Source organism: Haemophilus haemolyticus (assembly GCF_001679045.1).
GTDB lineage: Bacteria > Pseudomonadota > Gammaproteobacteria > Enterobacterales > Pasteurellaceae > Haemophilus > Haemophilus haemolyticus.
Window position 1 is genome coordinate 428,592 of the sequence record NZ_LYCK01000012.1, and the last position, 15,993, is coordinate 444,584.

Consider the following 15,993-nt stretch of genomic DNA (forward strand, 5'->3'; position numbering starts at 1 on the left):
CAAACAAATCTTAAGAAAAGATTAAGAAACATAAAAAAACCTAAATTTTTTTAATTTAGGTTTCTCATAAATTAAAGTTTATTCAACTGCTCAATAGACGGTGCGTAATAATAAGCGCCCGTTACAGCCTTAGTGAAACCTAAAATGCGGTCAGTTTTTCCGTCTTTTTCACCAAACATATTAAGTAACTGTTGTTCAATGTTATAAAGCGTTGCACAGTAAGCAATAAAGAATAATCCGTGTGTACCGCTGGCTGTACCATAAGGTAAGCTTTGACGTAAGATTTTTAAACCTTTGCCATTCTCTTTCAAATCTGTACGACCGACATGAGAAGTATCCGCCTTATCTTCCATTTCTACGCTATCCGTTTTGGTGCGTCCGAACACATTTTCTTGTTTTGCTGTATTTAATTTTTCCCATTTAGCGAGATTATGTTCATAACGTTGAGTAAACACATAACTCCCGTCTTTATCATTGCCATTTGATATTAATGCCACTTCTGCTCGTTGTGCATCCTTTGGATTTTCAGTTCCGTCAATAAAACCAGTGAGATCTCGTTCCTCCACCCAACGGAAACCATGAATTTCTTGCTGAACATCAATAGCTTGACCAAAAGCATTCACTGCAGCTTGTGCCACAGAAAAATTAACGTCAGGGCGTAACGATTGAATATGCACTAAAAGATCAGTTTGTGTACTTGGCGCAGTTAAATCACCTTTTCCTAAAGTAACAAAAGGTTTTAGCTCTGGTGCATCCTGCCCACCAAGGGTTTTCCAAGCTTTATCACCAAAAGCAACCACCGCCCCCAAACGTGCCTCGGGATAAGTCTGTTGAAGCTGTTCTAAGCGAGTAAGGAATTGGCGAGCCGCCACTGAGATCTGAGAATAATCTGAGATATTTGCTTCTAAAAATACGCCTGCTTTGCAACTATCAAGCAAAATACCAGTTTGTGCTGTCATAAAAATCTCCTAAAAGGGCAATTGGAAAACGCTTGTATTATACAACAGCCATTAAAAAATCTTAAATATTCAAATAAAACTTGATCTAAGTAGCAAAAATTCAAATTTATTGTTGAGATTTTTTCTCATTAGATATATCTTTCAAATACGAATAGATTTCATTTATAAGGTTATTAGTTCTATGCCGTACCTTTTACGTTATATCAGCATATCTTTACTATTTTTATTTTCTCAAGCAGTCTTTGCCGATAACTATCAAAAATGGGTTGATGACATCACTCAACGCTTGAATCATACCGAACAACTTCTTAAAGAAAACAAAATTGATGATGCCAAAACCGAAGTACAAATGGCATATTTTGAAGTATTTGAAAATTTAGAAGGTCCCATTCGCATTAATTTTTCTGCGCAAAAAAGCTATCAAATGGAAGCCACTTTTGGTGAAATTCGCAAAATGATTGGCGAAGGTAAACCAATGAATGAGGTTCAAGCCAAAATCAACGGTTTAAAAAATGAATTACAGCAAGTTTTACCTTCTCTTGTTGAAGGGCATCAACTCAATGCTGACAGTCAGCACGGCGTTTATGATAATCAAGCGATCAAACCTTATTGGCAACAAAGTTTCAAAACCATTGATGATTTCATCGCACAAGCCATTAGCGCTTATGAAAGCGGCGATTTTGCCAATGCTAAAAAAGCATTCCAACAAGCTCAATATGACGGCTACAAAAATTCTGAAATGGAAATGTCGGTTAGAACTAACCGCTCTTCTGAAATTTCAGCTGCGATCAATCAACAATTCTATAATTTGATTCGTTTGAGCGAACAACCTGATCAAATGACAGAAATTGCTTACCAAAGCACACAACTCTTACAAGATATTGAAGAACAGCTTCCTAATTTGCCTACTACTCGCGATGAACAAAATGCTCAAGCGACACAATCACAAGCGCAAACTTCAGATAAGGTTACAGATCAAGATTGGGCAAAAATTACGACTGAAATCAACCAACGGATTCAACAAGCTATCGCCCTTTACGAACAAGGCGATGCGAAAAAAGCCATGCTTGCAGTACAAGACACTTACTTTGATGTATTTGAAAGTTCTGGCATGGAAAACAAAGTAGGCTCGCGCGATAGCAATTTTAAAGCAGAATTAGAAGGTTATTTCACTCGTTTAGTCAGCCTGATGAAAGCGGGAAATGGCGACAAATTACAAGAACAAGCTGCAGGTTTAAGCCAAAACTTAGCGAAAGCCGTTCAAATATTGCAAGGTGGCGAACAAAGTGATTGGTCTATGTTCTTATATAGCTTGCTTATTATTTTACGTGAAGGCTTAGAAGCGTTGTTAATCGTTGCCGCTATTGTGGCTTATATGGTGAAAAACAATCATCACGATAAATTGCCAGTTATTCGCCAATCCGTTTATATTGCGTTAGGGGCAAGCGTAGTTACCGCATTCATCTTCCAACTTATTTTTGAAAACTCAGGGCAAAACCGTGAATTGCTTGAAGGTTTCACAATGATTATTGCGGTCTTTATGCTGTTTAGTATGAGTTACTGGTTGCTTTCTAAAGTCGAAGCACAAAACTGGAAACGCTATCTTGAAGGCAAACTTTCAACGGCATTAACGGCAGGCTCTCTATTCGGCTTATGGCTTACCAGTTTCCTCGCAGTATATCGTGAAGGCGCAGAAACCGTATTGTTCTATTATGCTCTAGTTGGCGATGCGAAAAGTGCGGTAAGTTTAGCCTATCTTTTTGCTGGCTTTATTTGCGGGGTGATTTTACTGGCGATTTGCTACTTTGTAATGCGTTACACCGTGGTTAAATTGCCATTAAAACCATTCTTTATGTTTACCGGTTCATTTATGTATTTAATGGCATTTGTGTTCGCTGGCAAATCTGTACTTGAACTTATTGAAGGTAAACTGTTTGAACCGACATTAATTAACGGTGTACCAGAAATCTCGTGGTTAGGTGTTTATCCTTATGTGGAAACCCTTGTGCCACAAGCAATCTTAATTCTTGCTGCTATTTTTGCTTTGTTTGTTATGAAATATCAAAGCAAAAAAGCGGTATCAAATTAACTCAAAACTCATCTCAGGAGAGAAACTATGAAAAAAGCACTTCTTAGCGCAAGTTTATTAGCAGGAATGTTTGCAGCAACTTCTGCTTACGCATTCCAAGAATATCCAATCGGTGAAGCGGTTACCATGAATGACATGGAAATTGCAGCGGTTTACTTAAAACCAGTGGATATGGAACCTCGCGGCATGGGCTTACCAGCAGCAAAATCTGATATTCACTTAGAAGCAGACATTCACGCGGTGAAAGGTAACAAAAACGGTTTTGGTGAAGGTGAATGGATGCCTTATTTAACCATCAACTATACTTTAGTCAACACTGATACTGGTGCTAAACAAGAAGGTACATTCATGCCAATGGTTGCTGGCGATGGCCCACACTATGGCGCAAACATCAAAATGATGGGCGTGGGTAACTACAAATTAACTTATCATATTGATCCGCCACCAAAAGCAGGTATGCACCGCCACACTGATGAAGAAACTGGCGTGGGTCGTTGGTGGAAACCATTTGATGTAAATTATGAATTTAAATTTACTGGTTTAAAATAATAGTGCTGTAGGGTGGGCTTCTGCCCACCAATTAACAATCAGACGTGAAAAAACGGTGGGCTAAAGCCCACCCTACCATTTAAAAATCCTCTTTCTATGACTTATTTTTTCATTTTTGTTCTGCAATCTCTTTTGCCAATTTCGCTTTTACTCGGTGCATCTTGGGCAATCAAAAAAGGCAACATTTCGCCTAAAACGCTTATTTGGCTAAGCCTTATTGGCTTGGCTTTAGGTGTTGTCCTACGACTCAATATTCCTAATGGACAAACCACCAACCTTATTCTAACCATCGGCTTTTTAATTATCTTCTTACTTTTTGCAATCAGCCAATGGAGCAAATCATCAAACCTTGCCGCATTCTGGCAATTTGCATTAATGCTTATTGCAGGGGCAACTTGGGCAAAAGATCCAAACATCACTGCACTCACCAATACAGATGTTATTAACACTGACTTTATTTTAAATATAAGTGCGGTCATTTTTGGTGTGATTTTTAGTTTAGCCTCAAGTGCATGGCTCTATTTCTTACTTAAACAGCAACAAAAAACACAAGGAAAATCCACCGCACTTTTTGCACTCAGCTTTTTACTTTTTATCGCTTTAATTCTTCCGCTTGTAGCAGAACTGTTGCTTACCTTAATGAAATTACAACTCATTGAACTCACCAAAGTGCGGTTAAGTTTTGTGGCAAAATCAGGGGAAATCACCGCTTGGCTCAATATCATTTGTGTTGCGTTAATGCTCGTTGTTTTGTGTATTTTTACCATTCAAACACATTCAAGACGTTTAAGAGAAGCAAAAGCTGAAAAAGATCTTATTGAACAACGCAAAAAATTAGCCTTCGTACAAACATCAAAACGCACCATTTACTGGGGCATATTGGGTATTTTATTTGTAGCTGCAAGCCAACTTTATTGGGAAAAAGTTGCCTCTCAACCACCACAACTTTCCGAAGCGGTTCCAGTACAACTTAATGACAAAAATGAAGTACATTTAGCACTTGAGCCACTTAAAGACGGTAAACTTCACCGTTTCGTTTGGATTGCTGATGATGGCAAAGCCGTACGCTTTTTTATTATCAATCGCCAACCGAATAAAGTCAGTATGGCGGCAGTATTCGATGCTTGCCTACTCTGCGGCGATCAAGGCTATGTTATGCAAGGCAATCAAGTGGTCTGCGTTGGTTGTGGCGTGCATCTCTTTATTCCATCTATCGGTAAACCAGGCGGTTGTAACCCTGTACCTATTGAAAATTGGCAACAAACTGAAAATGAAATCGTGATTTCTCGTAAAAGCCTTGAAGATGGCTTAAATCTATTCAGTACGATTGTGGAAATTGAAGTACAAGATCCGATTAGTGGCGCTAAACTCAAAAACACTAAAACTGAATATAAATATAGCCACGAAGGGCATACTTATTTCTTTGAGAACGAAAAAAATCTCGATTTATTCCGCGATAATCCCGATAACTATCTCGGCATTAATAAAAACGAAAATCCAAAAGGGGAATAACAATGCTTGCTAGAATGTTATTTCAATCTTGGCGATTTGGTATCAAACGTAAATTGCTCGCCATTATCACTATTTTCTTAGCAGCAGGCTTAGTCTCTGCGCTGCTCGCAGTTTCCATTGATATTGGTGACAAAATGGCGAAAGAGCTGAAATCTTACGGTGCCAATATTTTGGTAGAGCCAGCTAGCAATGCGGCATTGCCTGATGAACTCAGCCATAGTGCTTCATTATCTAGCCAAGATTTTTTAGATGAGAAAGAACTTCCCAATATCAAAGATATTTTCTGGCGAAATAATATCGTGGGGTTTGCCCCGTTGCTTTCAGCAAATGTGCAAGTGACAAAATCTTCACAAAATTCCACCGCACTTTCAGCCTCAAAAACGATTAATGTGCTTGGTACCTTTTTTGATCATAATATTGCCGTGCCCGATGAAGAGGATTACCACACGGGGCAACGAATCATTAGCCCTTATTGGAAAGTGGAAGGGGAATGGGTTGATGATTTAAACAATGACTTTGGCGAAGTCGTCCCTGCACTTGCAGGCGAACAACTTGCCAAAAGTAATGGTTGGAAAATTGGCGATAAACTTAGCTTAAGCTACACAAACGATAACGGCGAAAGCCAACAAAGTGCGGTAGAAATTAAAGGCATTTTAAGTACCGGTGGAACAGAAGATAATCAGCTTGTTATGCCCCTAAGTGCGGTACAAAATTTGCTTGGTTTAGAAGGCAAAGTGCAATCCGTCCGCGTATCTGCCCTCACTGTGCCAGAAAACGATCTTTCCCGTAAAGCGCGCGCCAATACTGATGCCTTAGATGCGGAAGCCTACGACCGTTGGTATTGCACCGCTTATGTTTCTTCAATTTCCCATCAATTAGAAGAAGCGATTTCTGGTGCAATGGTTCGCCCAATTTGGCAAGTTGCTGCGTCTGAAGGTGTAGTCATTGGTAAAATCCAACTCTTACTTGCGGTCGTTACCTTCGCGGCATTAATCGCTGCGGCAATGGGTATTGCTTCCTTAATGAGCGCAGGAATTATCGAACGCTCAAAAGAAATTGGCTTAATGAAAGCACTGGGCGCTTATCAATGGCAAATTACCTTACTGTTCTACTGCGAAGCGGTGTTAAGTGCATTAGTAGGCGGAATATTTGGCTGTTTAGCCGGATGGGGATTAGCCAAATTTATCGGTGCCGCCTTATTCGGTGCGCCTCTTGATTTTGCTTGGATCGTCGTGCCTTGTGTTCTCGTGCTCTCCATTCTTATTGCTGTGATTGGCACTTGGTTCCCTGCGCATAAAATCGCTAAACTTTACCCTGTCGAGGTGCTTTATGGCAGAGCATAAAAACGCAAATACTCAAAGCATGTTCTGGCGATTAATTTTCCGCGCATTACGATTACGCCTCCAACGAGTATTCATTATTTTCACCGCACTTACAGTGGGAGCAAGCATCGTCACTGCAATGGCAGCGGTTTACTTCGACATCAACACCAAAATGAGCCAAGAACTGCGTACTTTCGGAGCAAATTTCTACATTGGTTCAGCCGATGGCGGAATGATGAATCAAGCAGAGTTAAACGCAATTTTACAAAAAGCACCCGATGGTTTTATCACTGCAGCTAGTCCTTATCTTTATGGCGTCGCACGTAGTGATTTAGAAAAAATTGTACTGATGGGCGTAAATTTTGATGCTATGCGAATCCTCGCCCCTTACTGGCAAATTACAGGATCAGCGATCAACGTAAACTTTGACGATCGCAATGCGATGATCGGAAAAACCCTCGCTGAACGATTACATGTAAAAGTGGGAGACAGCCTACAACTTTCTAAAAATGCCGTAGAAAAACATAGTTTCAACATTAAAGGAATTGTAGAAGCCGGTGATGCAACTGATAATATGCTCATTGTAAATGTTGAATTTGCCCAAAATTGGCTAGATAAAGAAGGTGTAGTAAACAACGCCTTACTCAATGTGCAAAATGAGCAAGGTGTGAATACGGTAGATCAATTTGCCGAAAAAATCATGCAACAATATCCTGATTTAACCGCTCGCCCGATCCGTAAAGTTTCCGCCTCAGAAGGACAAATTTTAGAAAAAATTAAAGGCTTAATGGGCTTAATTTCCCTTGTGATTTTAGTACTTGCAACCTTATGTGTGAATACGACCTTAATTGCAATTGTTGGCGAACGCTCCAAAGAATTTGCCTTACAGAAAGCCCTGGGCGCGAGAAAATTAGACATCATTCGCCAAATCAGCACAGAAATTTTAATTATCGCATTTTGTGCCATTATTATCGGACTTGGCTTGGGTTATTTATTAGCTCAAGTATTGGGAATAACCGTATTCAAATCTTATATTGATATGCGACTGCCTGTATTGCCAATTACGATTGTACTTTCGTTATTAGTGGCATTTGTGGCTGTTATTATTCCAACACGTCGAGCATTGAGTATTAATGTGGCGAATGTGTTGAAGGGTGAGTAAAAATGAAATGCTTATAAATTAGATAATAAAAGAGAAAAACCATGACCAACTTTGTAATAGAAACCCAACATTTATATAAACGCTTCGGGCAAGTTACCGCGCTGGAAGATATTGATATTCAAATCAAACAAGGGGAATTTGTTGCCATTATGGGGGCATCAGGCTCAGGTAAAACCACGCTGATGAATATTTTAACGGGCTTAGATACCGCTAGCGAAGGAAAAGTGATTTTGGATGGTGTTGATGCGGCACAATTAGATGAAGTCGGTCGTCAACGTTTCCGCGCAGAAAAAATTGGCTTAGTGTTTCAACAATTCCATTTAATCCCTTATTTGACCGCTCTTGAAAACGTGATGCTGGCACAACATTATCACAGCGTGATTGATGAAACATCCGCCAAAGCGGTATTGGAACAAGTAGGCTTAGGTCATCGAATTAATCACCGCCCTAGCCAACTTTCAGGCGGTGAGCAACAACGTGTTTGCATTGCGCGTGCGTTAGTGAATCAACCGCCCGTTATCTTTGCTGATGAACCAACGGGAAATTTAGATGAGCAAAATGAATCATTAGTTTTAGACTTACTCACAAAACTTAATCAACAAGGGCGCACTATTGTAATGGTGACGCATAATCCAGAGTTAGGTGAACTCACCGATCGTGTTATTTATTTACATCACGGAAAATTTGTAAAGGAAGAAAATCATGCGAACAAATAAACTATTAAAATTAGTTGCCATAAGTGCGGTTATTTTTGGCGTCGTTTCTTGTAAAGATGAAGTTGCCTCAATAGGGCAAAAAGCGCCTGATATTGCTGCCTATGATCTTCAAGGCAATCCTGCAAACCTTGAGAATTGGAAAGGCACTCGCTTACTTATTTTTTGGTCAGAAACTTGCGGACGTTGTATCGCAGAGTTAAAAGAATTTGAAAAACTCGCAGAAGAGAATCCAGGAAAAGTTTCACTCATTGCGATTAATGTGGATAGCGATAAAATGGACACCAAAGCCGTCGTGGCTAAACGAGAACTCCATTTGCCTGTAATCAAAGATCAAATGAAAATTACAGCGGAACGTTATCAACTTATCGGCACGCCAACTTCATTTGTCATTAGCCCTGAAGGAAACATTCAAGCTAAATATGAAGGCAAAATTCCCGAAGACGATTTAACTAAATTATTTAAAGGATAACCCATGAAAAGAATTTACTCTACTCTACTCTCTTTAAGCTTACTCACTGCCAGCCAATTTGTATTGGCTGATGTAAATATGGAACAAGCTGAAAATTTTTATAAACGAACCTGTGCGACTTGCCATGGAAAATCCGCTGAAAAGTCAGCATTGGGACAATCCCAAATTATCAATACGCTAAATTCAGAGGAAATTTACACCGCACTTTCTGATCGTAAAAGTGGAAAAATACAAGGTGCAGGCAATATGGTAAAAAGCAGATTAAGTGAAGAAGAGATAAAAATGCTATCTGAGTTTGTGCCGACATTGAAAAATAAGTAAACAAAAATGCGGTCAATATTGACCGCATTTTTATCACAACCCTACATTATCTTTAATCCGTTCAGCAAACATACCGATGCTCAACGCAAAATAATTAGATTTATTCCAATCTAAAATAGTACGGAAATTATTTGAAACTAAAAATGCTCTGCCCGCTTCGCGATCAGGGCGAACTAACCAAAGTTGAGCATTTTCAAGTGTGCTTAACTTGGCTTGCTCCTGTGGATTGGCGCTTTTTAAAATTAACCCCATCGCTTGCCAATCTTTTAAAGAGCGAGCTTTATTGCTTTCTGTACCAGAATAACTCAAATCAATAGGTTGGGTGAGCATCACTTCTACGCCCCAAGGCAAATTATTATCCCAGCCTACTGTATGCAAATAATTTGCAATAGAAGCGAAAGTATCAAACTGATTTTTCCAAATATCTTTTACGCCATCATTATTTCCATCAGCCGCATAACGTAAGAAAGTGCTTGGCATAAACTGAGTTTGTCCCATCGCGCCCGCCCACGAACCTAACATACGTTCACGTTGGATATGATCTTTTTCAAGCATTTTCATGGCTGAGATAAATTCTTTCGTAAATAATTTTTCTCTACGACCTTCAAAAGCCAACGTTGCCACTGCAGAAAGTACATCATATTTGCCTTGATAATGCCCGAAACTACTTTCCATTCCCCATAACGCAAGCAAATACTCCTGCTGAACACCATATTTTTGGCTTGCTTTTTGCAATGGCACTTGCACTTCCCAATAACGCTCACCCGCAACATTCACTTTATTTTGAGTTAGCACTCTATTGAGATAATTGCTCGTGCCATTCGGATTAGCTACTGGAGGTGAATTAGGATCTCTTTTACGAATTTTACCGGCTTGTTCACGATCTAAATCTACTGCCTTTTGCATATAGAGAATATTATTTTGAGCATTTAATACCGATAATGACACACCTTCAGCGGCGGCTTTACCTTTTAAAAATTGAACATAATCATTAAAATTTTCTGGTGTTCTTTGCTTAGTATAACTGGTGCTATTGACCACAGGCTTAATATCAGACGAACTAGAACAGCCAACTAAAAAAAGTACGGTGGATAATGCAGAAATTTTAAATAAAATATTTAATTTCATCGTATTTCCTATTTACGTAAAAAAGTTTGATAAAGGTTTTTCAATAGCGAGGTTGGCAATAAACGAGAACCAAAACGCAATGCAAAAGTAAATAATCCAGATAACAATCCTTGAATTCCCAAACGGTATTTCAATTTGAACAAACGCCATTCTGCTTTGGCTTGATTGACGCCACGGCGGCGACTCACCATGCCATTTCCTACTCGTGCATAAACTAAAATATCTGGCAAATTCGCCACATATAAACCTTGTGCGACAAGTTTGATCCACAAATAATAATCTTCTTGAAGATCTTCATATCCACCACAATTAATGACCGCACTTTTTTGATATGCCACCGTCATGTGATTAAACGGACAACGTTTTTGCGTGAATTTGATAATTTCTTGAGCTGACGTTGGCACATTACGATATGCCACAATATCATTTACATTTTCACCAAATTCGGCAATTTGTCCGCCAAAAATGATAGTTTCAGGATGCTGTTCAATAAACGCCACTTGCTTTTCAAAACGCTCAGGCACGCAAATATCATCCGTATCCATACGAAAAACCCAGTCATAAACACAATGCAATAACCCCTCGTTCAAGGCTTTGCCTAAGCCTCGATTTTGTGGCAATTTAACTAATTTTAATGGCAGTTTTGTTTCAAACTCCGTCACAACGGATTCTAATTCTGGCGTTACTGCGCCATCAAAAACCAATACAATTTCATCTGCTTGACGAGTTTGTGCAACAAGACTTTCAAAACACTCCCGCAAGAATTGAGGATTTTCCTTAATATATAAGGACATAAGGACTGAAAATTTCATTTTATTTTCCTACATAAACCGTTTTAAATTAATGGCTAATTTTGGCGAAATTAAAATAACCAACGTAATAATGAATTGTTTAATGCTTTTTGTTTTCTTAAAAATATCAAAATAATATTTTGCTGCTTTACGCGATAAATTCATGATATGGGGATAAGCCAAAATATAGCTCGCGTTAATATCAAAATTACAAGCTTGCTCTACCGTTTTCACATAATTCTCACGAATATAATCAATCGCTTTTTGCGTGTTGGTAGTATCCGTAGACACGCTTGAACGTTTAGTATGGAAAGTACAATAAGTCAGTGGATCATTAATTTTATAAGGTTTAAAACTTGGCTCTTGCAGCAGTTTTAATAAGAAATCATAGTCTTCCAAAGAACGAAGTGCGGTCGATAATCCGCCTATTTTTAAAAACATCTCTTTTTTAATTGCAACCATTGGCATGCCACCAATCTTATTGGCTAACAAAATACGTTCTGTCGAGATTTCTTGAGGTTCAATCGGTTGAGTCACATAAGTAAACCCTTCATTGACCATTTCACACTTAGCTGGATGATAAATAAAATTAATATTCGGATTTTGTTCAATAATTTGTAATACTTTTTCACATTTTTCTGGCATAAAACGATCATCATCATCGAGAAAAAGCAACCAATCTCCCTTTGATGCACGCGCGCCAATATTACGACTTTCTGCTGCACCTTGATTCGTTTCATTACGAATCACTGTAACTGGAAAAGAATAGCGTTGCTCAACGACGACTTTTTCTTTTGAGCAATCATCCACAATAATCACTTCAAAATGGGTCGATGTTTGTTGAGTTAAACTTTCTAATAAAGCTGGCACTTCTGCTTTTCGATTATAAGAAGGCACAATAATGCTTAACATAATTCCTTCCTTTAATTAGCCAAATTTTTCTTAATCGCAAAGATTTTTTTCAATGGATATTTCATTAATTTTTTAAACAAATTATTGGATAAAGATCCACGAACACTTTCTAAATTACTTATCAATACAGGATTTTCAATGACCATGAGAGGGCGAACCACTTTATTTCTTATATTAAAATCCTGTTCAAAGAGTAAAAAATCATCCGCTAACCAAAATGGTTTGTTTTGAGAAACTTGCTGGATAAATGTTCTTGCAGCAGATTTTTTAATAAGATAGCCCACAGTTCCAGCAAAATAACTTTTATAAGGGAAAGCGTAATTTACATTGCCTGTTTTTTTGCATAAAAAAGAAAAAGTTGTCGGGTAATTAATTTCTAAATCGGCATCATTGAAATCATTAATTTTTGACTGCCCAACCAATACAATTTCAGACTCAAGTTTTTCTGATAAAAGTGCGGTTAAATTTTGCTGAAAATCTGAGTGGAATAAAGCATCGTCTTCACAGACTAACACATAACTATCTTCAGCGATGTCATTATCTTCAACAATTTTTTGGTACACAGAAAGATGGCTTAATGTACAGCCGATTTCGCCCTTAGTCACATTACGGCCATAATGTGCTTTAAATTGTTCAATATTAAAAATAGAGGCTAATTCATCCCAATCTTTTTGCATGGTATTAATGGCAGAAAAAATTTGGAAATCCTCAGTATTTTTTTGAGAAAAGAATAATTCCCGACGCTGAATATCTTTATCTAAAGAGATCAAATATTTTTTTAACATAAAATTATTCCTTATAAAATCGCTTTCCATTCTTCAATAATTTTCTCAATGCCATAATCTTCACTCATTAAACGAGATTTGTCTGACATCTGTTGATAAAGTTCAGGATTATTCATTAATAAATCTAAACCATTAACCATTTCTTCAATATTATTTTGTTCACACAGAAAACCATTTTCTTTATGTTCGACTAATTGCTTTACACCTGGAGAACAATTAAAGGCAACAATAGGTAAGCCAAATGCCATTGCTTCAATAACCACTAAAGGCAAGCCTTCTGTTTGTGAAGGTAAACAATAAATTGAACTGCTTTCATAATAAAAAGCGACATCATTGGTACGAGGAATAAAATTAACTGAATCTTCAATATCCAATGCTTTAGCAAGATTTTTTAAATTCTCTTCTTCCTCACCCGATCCCACTATTTTTAAATTCCAATCTGGGTGATTTTTTGCTAAAACTTGCCAGGCTTTTAATAAATAATCAAAACCTTTATAAGAAAATAAATGCCCTACAGATAAAATAGTTTTATTTTCCCATTTTGCTAATTTATTCTTTGGCAAAAGCGTATTTGGATTAGCAATACTGATTATATTGTTCGTTTTAAATTTTTCTTGCCACAGCGTTTTCTCTGACTCGGTTAATGTAATGACTTTATCACATCTTGTAGAAGCTAAATATTTACCGAGTGTGCGAACTAGACGATTGCCTGTAAAGTTAAAAGAATAATGCTCCCATAAAATATGCTTTACATGTAAATTGACCAACGCCAAAGCAGAAAAAAGCATAATCGCACCATCAACCACAATTAAAGTATCTAGCTGCAATTCTCTAACCAATTCTCTTAATTTTTTTGTAATAGAAAAATAATCTTTTTTCAATGAATAGGGCAATTTATTCATTGCATAAATATTAATTTTTTCATCGACTTGGAAAAAAGGCTTATTACCGCCAATGCTAATAAAGGAAACATCATATCCCTGTTTAGCAAGAGCATTAGCAACATTAATGGAAACGCGCTCCGTTCCCCCCGCACTTTCGATATTCATAATAAAGAAACCAATTTTTTTCATCTTAAATTTCCTTATAAATCGTTAATCCAAGGTCTGAAAATGAATCGTAACAGAATTGCCATCTTGGAATACTCGTTCTAATAAAACGAATTTCTACATTAGGATGACTTAATAAATTAAACGCAACAGAACTGAAGAACGTGTAAATAATCACCTTTTTATCTGCTAAATTCTTAAATACGTAATCTTCAAAAATGAGTTCTGATTCAACATAATTTACCCCATCCACTCGATAATCTTCTGCTGGATGAGGGAAATAATAGTCAAAAGGAATCTGATCTTTTAATTTTTTTATTAATGAGATGTTTTCCTCTTTTGTATTTAACAATGGTTGCCCAATAAAAAATGAGACCTCGCCATCTATCTCACCATCTACTTTATTATCCCATAAGGAAATAGGTTCAATATTGGAAACAATATTTTTATAATTAGGATAAACCGTATAATGTTCTTTTATTTTTTTAAATAATTTATTCACACTATATTTATCGCCAATAAAGGCTTTAATCAGTTTATATTTAAATGTATCAGGCTCTCTCAATAAATTAGGATGTGGAAAAATATTATCTGAGCCATCATCAAAGGTATAAAGCTCTTTAAATGAAACATGACTAAGATAAGTTTGTAGCCATAATGAATTAAGATTGGCGAGAAAAACCTTATCAAAACCTTTATGCGTAATTTTATTCTTAAGCTGGCGCATTAATTTTAGGGAATCGAAACCTTTTAGATCTTTTCCCGTATCAATGTTGATCGAATCATTACAAACTTCCGCTAATTTACTCGCGTACAAGGTTCTTTTTTTATCCCATACACCACCAAACATGACGCCAAAGAACTGCTCGTTAGGATGTAATTCAATTATTTTTCTCGCAATTAATACTTGCAATGGTGTGCAACAAAGAATGAGATTCATAGGGTTTTACTCACTTTAGATGTCATAACATAAAGAATAGGAATAATGGAAAGCGAACCAATAATTCCAGCATAAGGGATATATTTAATTTCTGTAAAAGTTAAAGTTACAAGGCTTGCCACATAAATAACTGTAGATAAAACCGAACATTGGGAAATGAGTTTATTTTTTCCATAATAGAAAAGATAATTAACTAAAATCAAATAAGGAATACTTAATGTGGTCGAAATTAAAAATAAAATAAAATAATATTTCGTTCCCACAAATTGGCTACCTAAAATCCAAACTAGCACATCCTCAGGAATAATCCACATGATTAAAACAGGGATAGGTATCAGCAAAAAGGAAAATAACGCCCATTTATGTAACTGTTGAATCACTATTTTTTTTTGTTTTAAGGCTTCATAAAAATAGGGAATGATCGCTTTATTAAGTGCTTGAATAGCAATTGAAACGACCAAAGCAAGTTGTGCGCCCATGGCATAAAGCCCTAAATCTGTTTCACTGAATTTGTGATAAATAAAAATACGGTCTAACTGCCCTTTTAAGAAAAAGCTCGCATGATGCAAAATAAGCGGCAATCCAAATCCTAAAATATAAAATAATGCGGATTGATAATGTTTAAATTGATATTTTTTAGATGTCGCACTCTTTCTGTAAAGAAAATAAGAAAAAAACCAAACGACTAAATTACTCAATAAAATGGCCAAAATTCTTTTTTCAACAAGATCATTTTGATAATACTCGAGCAGTGCGACGGTAAATACCGCACCAGTAACAGTGAGTGAAAATTGAATAAAAGCATAGGACCAAGCCTTTTTCTGGCATTGTCTTACACTTAACTGAACATTTAAGAAAGATTGGAAAATTGAGGAAAGTGCGGCATAAAACAATATTTCTGACTGGGCAATCCAACAACCAATTAAAATAATGCAGCCAATTATCGTGGTATAAGCATAGCCGGTATTCACCACTAAATTTAATGAACGTTTTCCGTAAAAATAAAAATAACGGGAAATTGCGCCTTCTTGGGTTAAAGAAACTACAATCAAAAATAAACTTAAAAAAGTTTGATAATAAGAAAGTGAGCCATACCCTTCTACGCCCAATTTACGCGATAAATAAGGCAAAAGTAAAAAAGGAACTAACTTTGACGATAATTCCCCAACAAGGTAAATGACACTGTCTTTAAAAACTTTCATAAATATAACCGCACTTTTGATGAATTCGAGCGTTTGTTTATCAAAAAATAAGGGGCTTATTTTAACAAAATCAACATGGACAAGCTA

General features: G+C 36.9%; 16 protein-coding genes. 8 read left to right on the plus strand and 8 right to left on the minus strand.

The features are described 5' to 3' along the window. Positions 1-71: 71 nt before the first annotated feature. Complete coding sequence (locus tag A8M50_RS05445; RefSeq protein WP_005645373.1) at positions 72-959, minus strand: Dyp-type peroxidase; 888 nt, start codon at positions 957-959, stop codon at positions 72-74. A gap of 181 nt (positions 960-1,140) precedes the next feature. Between A8M50_RS05445 and A8M50_RS05450 the strand changes: the two genes are divergently transcribed. From A8M50_RS05450 to A8M50_RS05485, 8 genes are all read left to right on the plus strand, one after another. Then, the gene (locus tag A8M50_RS05450; protein WP_005645427.1) at positions 1,141-3,048 is read left to right on the plus strand and encodes an FTR1 family iron permease; all 1,908 of its coding nucleotides are present in this window, start codon (positions 1,141-1,143) and stop codon (positions 3,046-3,048) included. A 27-nt stretch (positions 3,049-3,075) separates the two neighbouring features. Then, the gene (locus tag A8M50_RS05455; protein ID WP_005626197.1) at positions 3,076-3,597 is read left to right on the plus strand and encodes an iron transporter; all 522 of its coding nucleotides are present in this window, start codon (positions 3,076-3,078) and stop codon (positions 3,595-3,597) included. A 96-nt stretch (positions 3,598-3,693) separates the two neighbouring features. Next, on the plus strand, positions 3,694-5,109 hold the full coding sequence (locus A8M50_RS05460; RefSeq protein WP_005645332.1) for a Fe-S-containing protein: 1,416 nt from the start codon (positions 3,694-3,696) through the stop codon (positions 5,107-5,109). A 2-nt stretch (positions 5,110-5,111) separates the two neighbouring features. After that, positions 5,112-6,452, plus strand: a complete 1,341-nt coding sequence (locus A8M50_RS05465; RefSeq protein ID WP_005645337.1) for an ABC transporter permease — start codon at positions 5,112-5,114, stop codon at positions 6,450-6,452. Then, positions 6,439-7,593 carry an ABC transporter permease gene (locus tag A8M50_RS05470; RefSeq protein WP_005645407.1) on the plus strand — a complete coding sequence of 385 codons (1,155 nt, stop codon included), beginning with the start codon at positions 6,439-6,441 and terminating at the stop codon, positions 7,591-7,593. The genes A8M50_RS05465 and A8M50_RS05470 overlap by 14 nt, the downstream gene beginning before the upstream one ends. A gap of 41 nt (positions 7,594-7,634) precedes the next feature. Then, entirely contained in the window at positions 7,635-8,309 is a 675-nt protein-coding gene (locus A8M50_RS05475; RefSeq protein ID WP_005645335.1) for an ABC transporter ATP-binding protein, read from the plus strand. Beyond that, positions 8,296-8,778, plus strand: coding sequence for a TlpA family protein disulfide reductase (locus A8M50_RS05480; protein WP_005645417.1), 483 nt, complete (start codon positions 8,296-8,298; stop codon positions 8,776-8,778). The genes A8M50_RS05475 and A8M50_RS05480 overlap by 14 nt, the downstream gene beginning before the upstream one ends. Positions 8,779-8,781: 3 nt before the next feature. Continuing rightward, the gene (locus tag A8M50_RS05485) at positions 8,782-9,099 is read left to right on the plus strand and encodes a c-type cytochrome (RefSeq protein ID WP_005645360.1); all 318 of its coding nucleotides are present in this window, start codon (positions 8,782-8,784) and stop codon (positions 9,097-9,099) included. Between the two features lie 33 nt (positions 9,100-9,132). Here the strand turns inward: A8M50_RS05485 and A8M50_RS05490 are convergent, their stop codons facing one another. The 7 genes from A8M50_RS05490 to lsgA are packed head-to-tail and all read right to left on the minus strand — an operon-like array spanning position 9,133 to position 15,906. Next, a complete protein-coding gene (locus A8M50_RS05490; protein ID WP_005645463.1) occupies positions 9,133-10,227 on the minus strand; it encodes a lytic murein transglycosylase in 1,095 nt (364 codons plus the stop codon). 8 nt (positions 10,228-10,235) lie between these two features. Further along, complete coding sequence (gene lsgF, locus A8M50_RS05495) at positions 10,236-11,039, minus strand: lipooligosaccharide biosynthesis galactosyltransferase LsgF (RefSeq protein ID WP_005645300.1); 804 nt, start codon at positions 11,037-11,039, stop codon at positions 10,236-10,238. 9 nt (positions 11,040-11,048) lie between these two features. Next, entirely contained in the window at positions 11,049-11,930 is an 882-nt protein-coding gene (gene lsgE / locus A8M50_RS05500) for a lipooligosaccharide biosynthesis N-acetyl-glucosamine transferase LsgE (protein ID WP_005645507.1), read from the minus strand. Positions 11,931-11,941: 11 nt separating this feature from the next. Beyond that, positions 11,942-12,715, minus strand: a complete 774-nt coding sequence (lsgD, locus tag A8M50_RS05505) for a lipooligosaccharide biosynthesis galactosyltransferase LsgD (protein ID WP_005645485.1) — start codon at positions 12,713-12,715, stop codon at positions 11,942-11,944. 11 nt (positions 12,716-12,726) lie between these two features. Continuing rightward, positions 12,727-13,788, minus strand: coding sequence for a lipooligosaccharide biosynthesis family 4 glycosyltransferase LsgC (lsgC, locus tag A8M50_RS05510; RefSeq protein WP_005645499.1), 1,062 nt, complete (start codon positions 13,786-13,788; stop codon positions 12,727-12,729). 1 nt (position 13,789) lies between these two features. After that, positions 13,790-14,704 (minus strand): lipooligosaccharide biosynthesis sialyltransferase LsgB, encoded by a 915-nt coding sequence (gene lsgB, locus A8M50_RS05515; RefSeq protein WP_005645498.1) that lies wholly within the window; start codon positions 14,702-14,704, stop codon positions 13,790-13,792. Beyond that, positions 14,701-15,906, minus strand: a complete 1,206-nt coding sequence (gene lsgA, locus A8M50_RS05520; protein ID WP_005645393.1) for a lipooligosaccharide flippase LsgA — start codon at positions 15,904-15,906, stop codon at positions 14,701-14,703. The genes lsgB and lsgA overlap by 4 nt, the downstream gene beginning before the upstream one ends. Positions 15,907-15,993: the final 87 nt, after the last annotated feature.

Bases quoted from the DNA above. Each gene is read 5' to 3' on its own strand.
- A8M50_RS05445 (WP_005645373.1), bottom strand. From the start codon at position 959: ATGACAGCACAAACTGGTATTTTGCTTGATAGTTGCAAAGCAGGCGTA.
- A8M50_RS05450 (WP_005645427.1), top strand. From the start codon at position 1,141: ATGCCGTACCTTTTACGTTATATCAGCATATCTTTACTATTTTTATTT.
- A8M50_RS05455 (WP_005626197.1), top strand. From the start codon at position 3,076: ATGAAAAAAGCACTTCTTAGCGCAAGTTTATTAGCAGGAATGTTTGCA.
- A8M50_RS05460 (WP_005645332.1), top strand. From the start codon at position 3,694: ATGACTTATTTTTTCATTTTTGTTCTGCAATCTCTTTTGCCAATTTCG.
- A8M50_RS05465 (WP_005645337.1), top strand. From the start codon at position 5,112: ATGCTTGCTAGAATGTTATTTCAATCTTGGCGATTTGGTATCAAACGT.
- A8M50_RS05470 (WP_005645407.1), top strand. From the start codon at position 6,439: ATGGCAGAGCATAAAAACGCAAATACTCAAAGCATGTTCTGGCGATTA.
- A8M50_RS05475 (WP_005645335.1), top strand. From the start codon at position 7,635: ATGACCAACTTTGTAATAGAAACCCAACATTTATATAAACGCTTCGGG.
- A8M50_RS05480 (WP_005645417.1), top strand. From the start codon at position 8,296: ATGCGAACAAATAAACTATTAAAATTAGTTGCCATAAGTGCGGTTATT.
- A8M50_RS05485 (WP_005645360.1), top strand. From the start codon at position 8,782: ATGAAAAGAATTTACTCTACTCTACTCTCTTTAAGCTTACTCACTGCC.
- A8M50_RS05490 (WP_005645463.1), bottom strand. From the start codon at position 10,227: ATGAAATTAAATATTTTATTTAAAATTTCTGCATTATCCACCGTACTT.
- lsgF (WP_005645300.1), bottom strand. From the start codon at position 11,039: ATGAAATTTTCAGTCCTTATGTCCTTATATATTAAGGAAAATCCTCAA.
- lsgE (WP_005645507.1), bottom strand. From the start codon at position 11,930: ATGTTAAGCATTATTGTGCCTTCTTATAATCGAAAAGCAGAAGTGCCA.
- lsgD (WP_005645485.1), bottom strand. From the start codon at position 12,715: ATGTTAAAAAAATATTTGATCTCTTTAGATAAAGATATTCAGCGTCGG.
- lsgC (WP_005645499.1), bottom strand. From the start codon at position 13,788: ATGAAAAAAATTGGTTTCTTTATTATGAATATCGAAAGTGCGGGGGGA.
- lsgB (WP_005645498.1), bottom strand. From the start codon at position 14,704: ATGAATCTCATTCTTTGTTGCACACCATTGCAAGTATTAATTGCGAGA.
- lsgA (WP_005645393.1), bottom strand. From the start codon at position 15,906: ATGAAAGTTTTTAAAGACAGTGTCATTTACCTTGTTGGGGAATTATCG.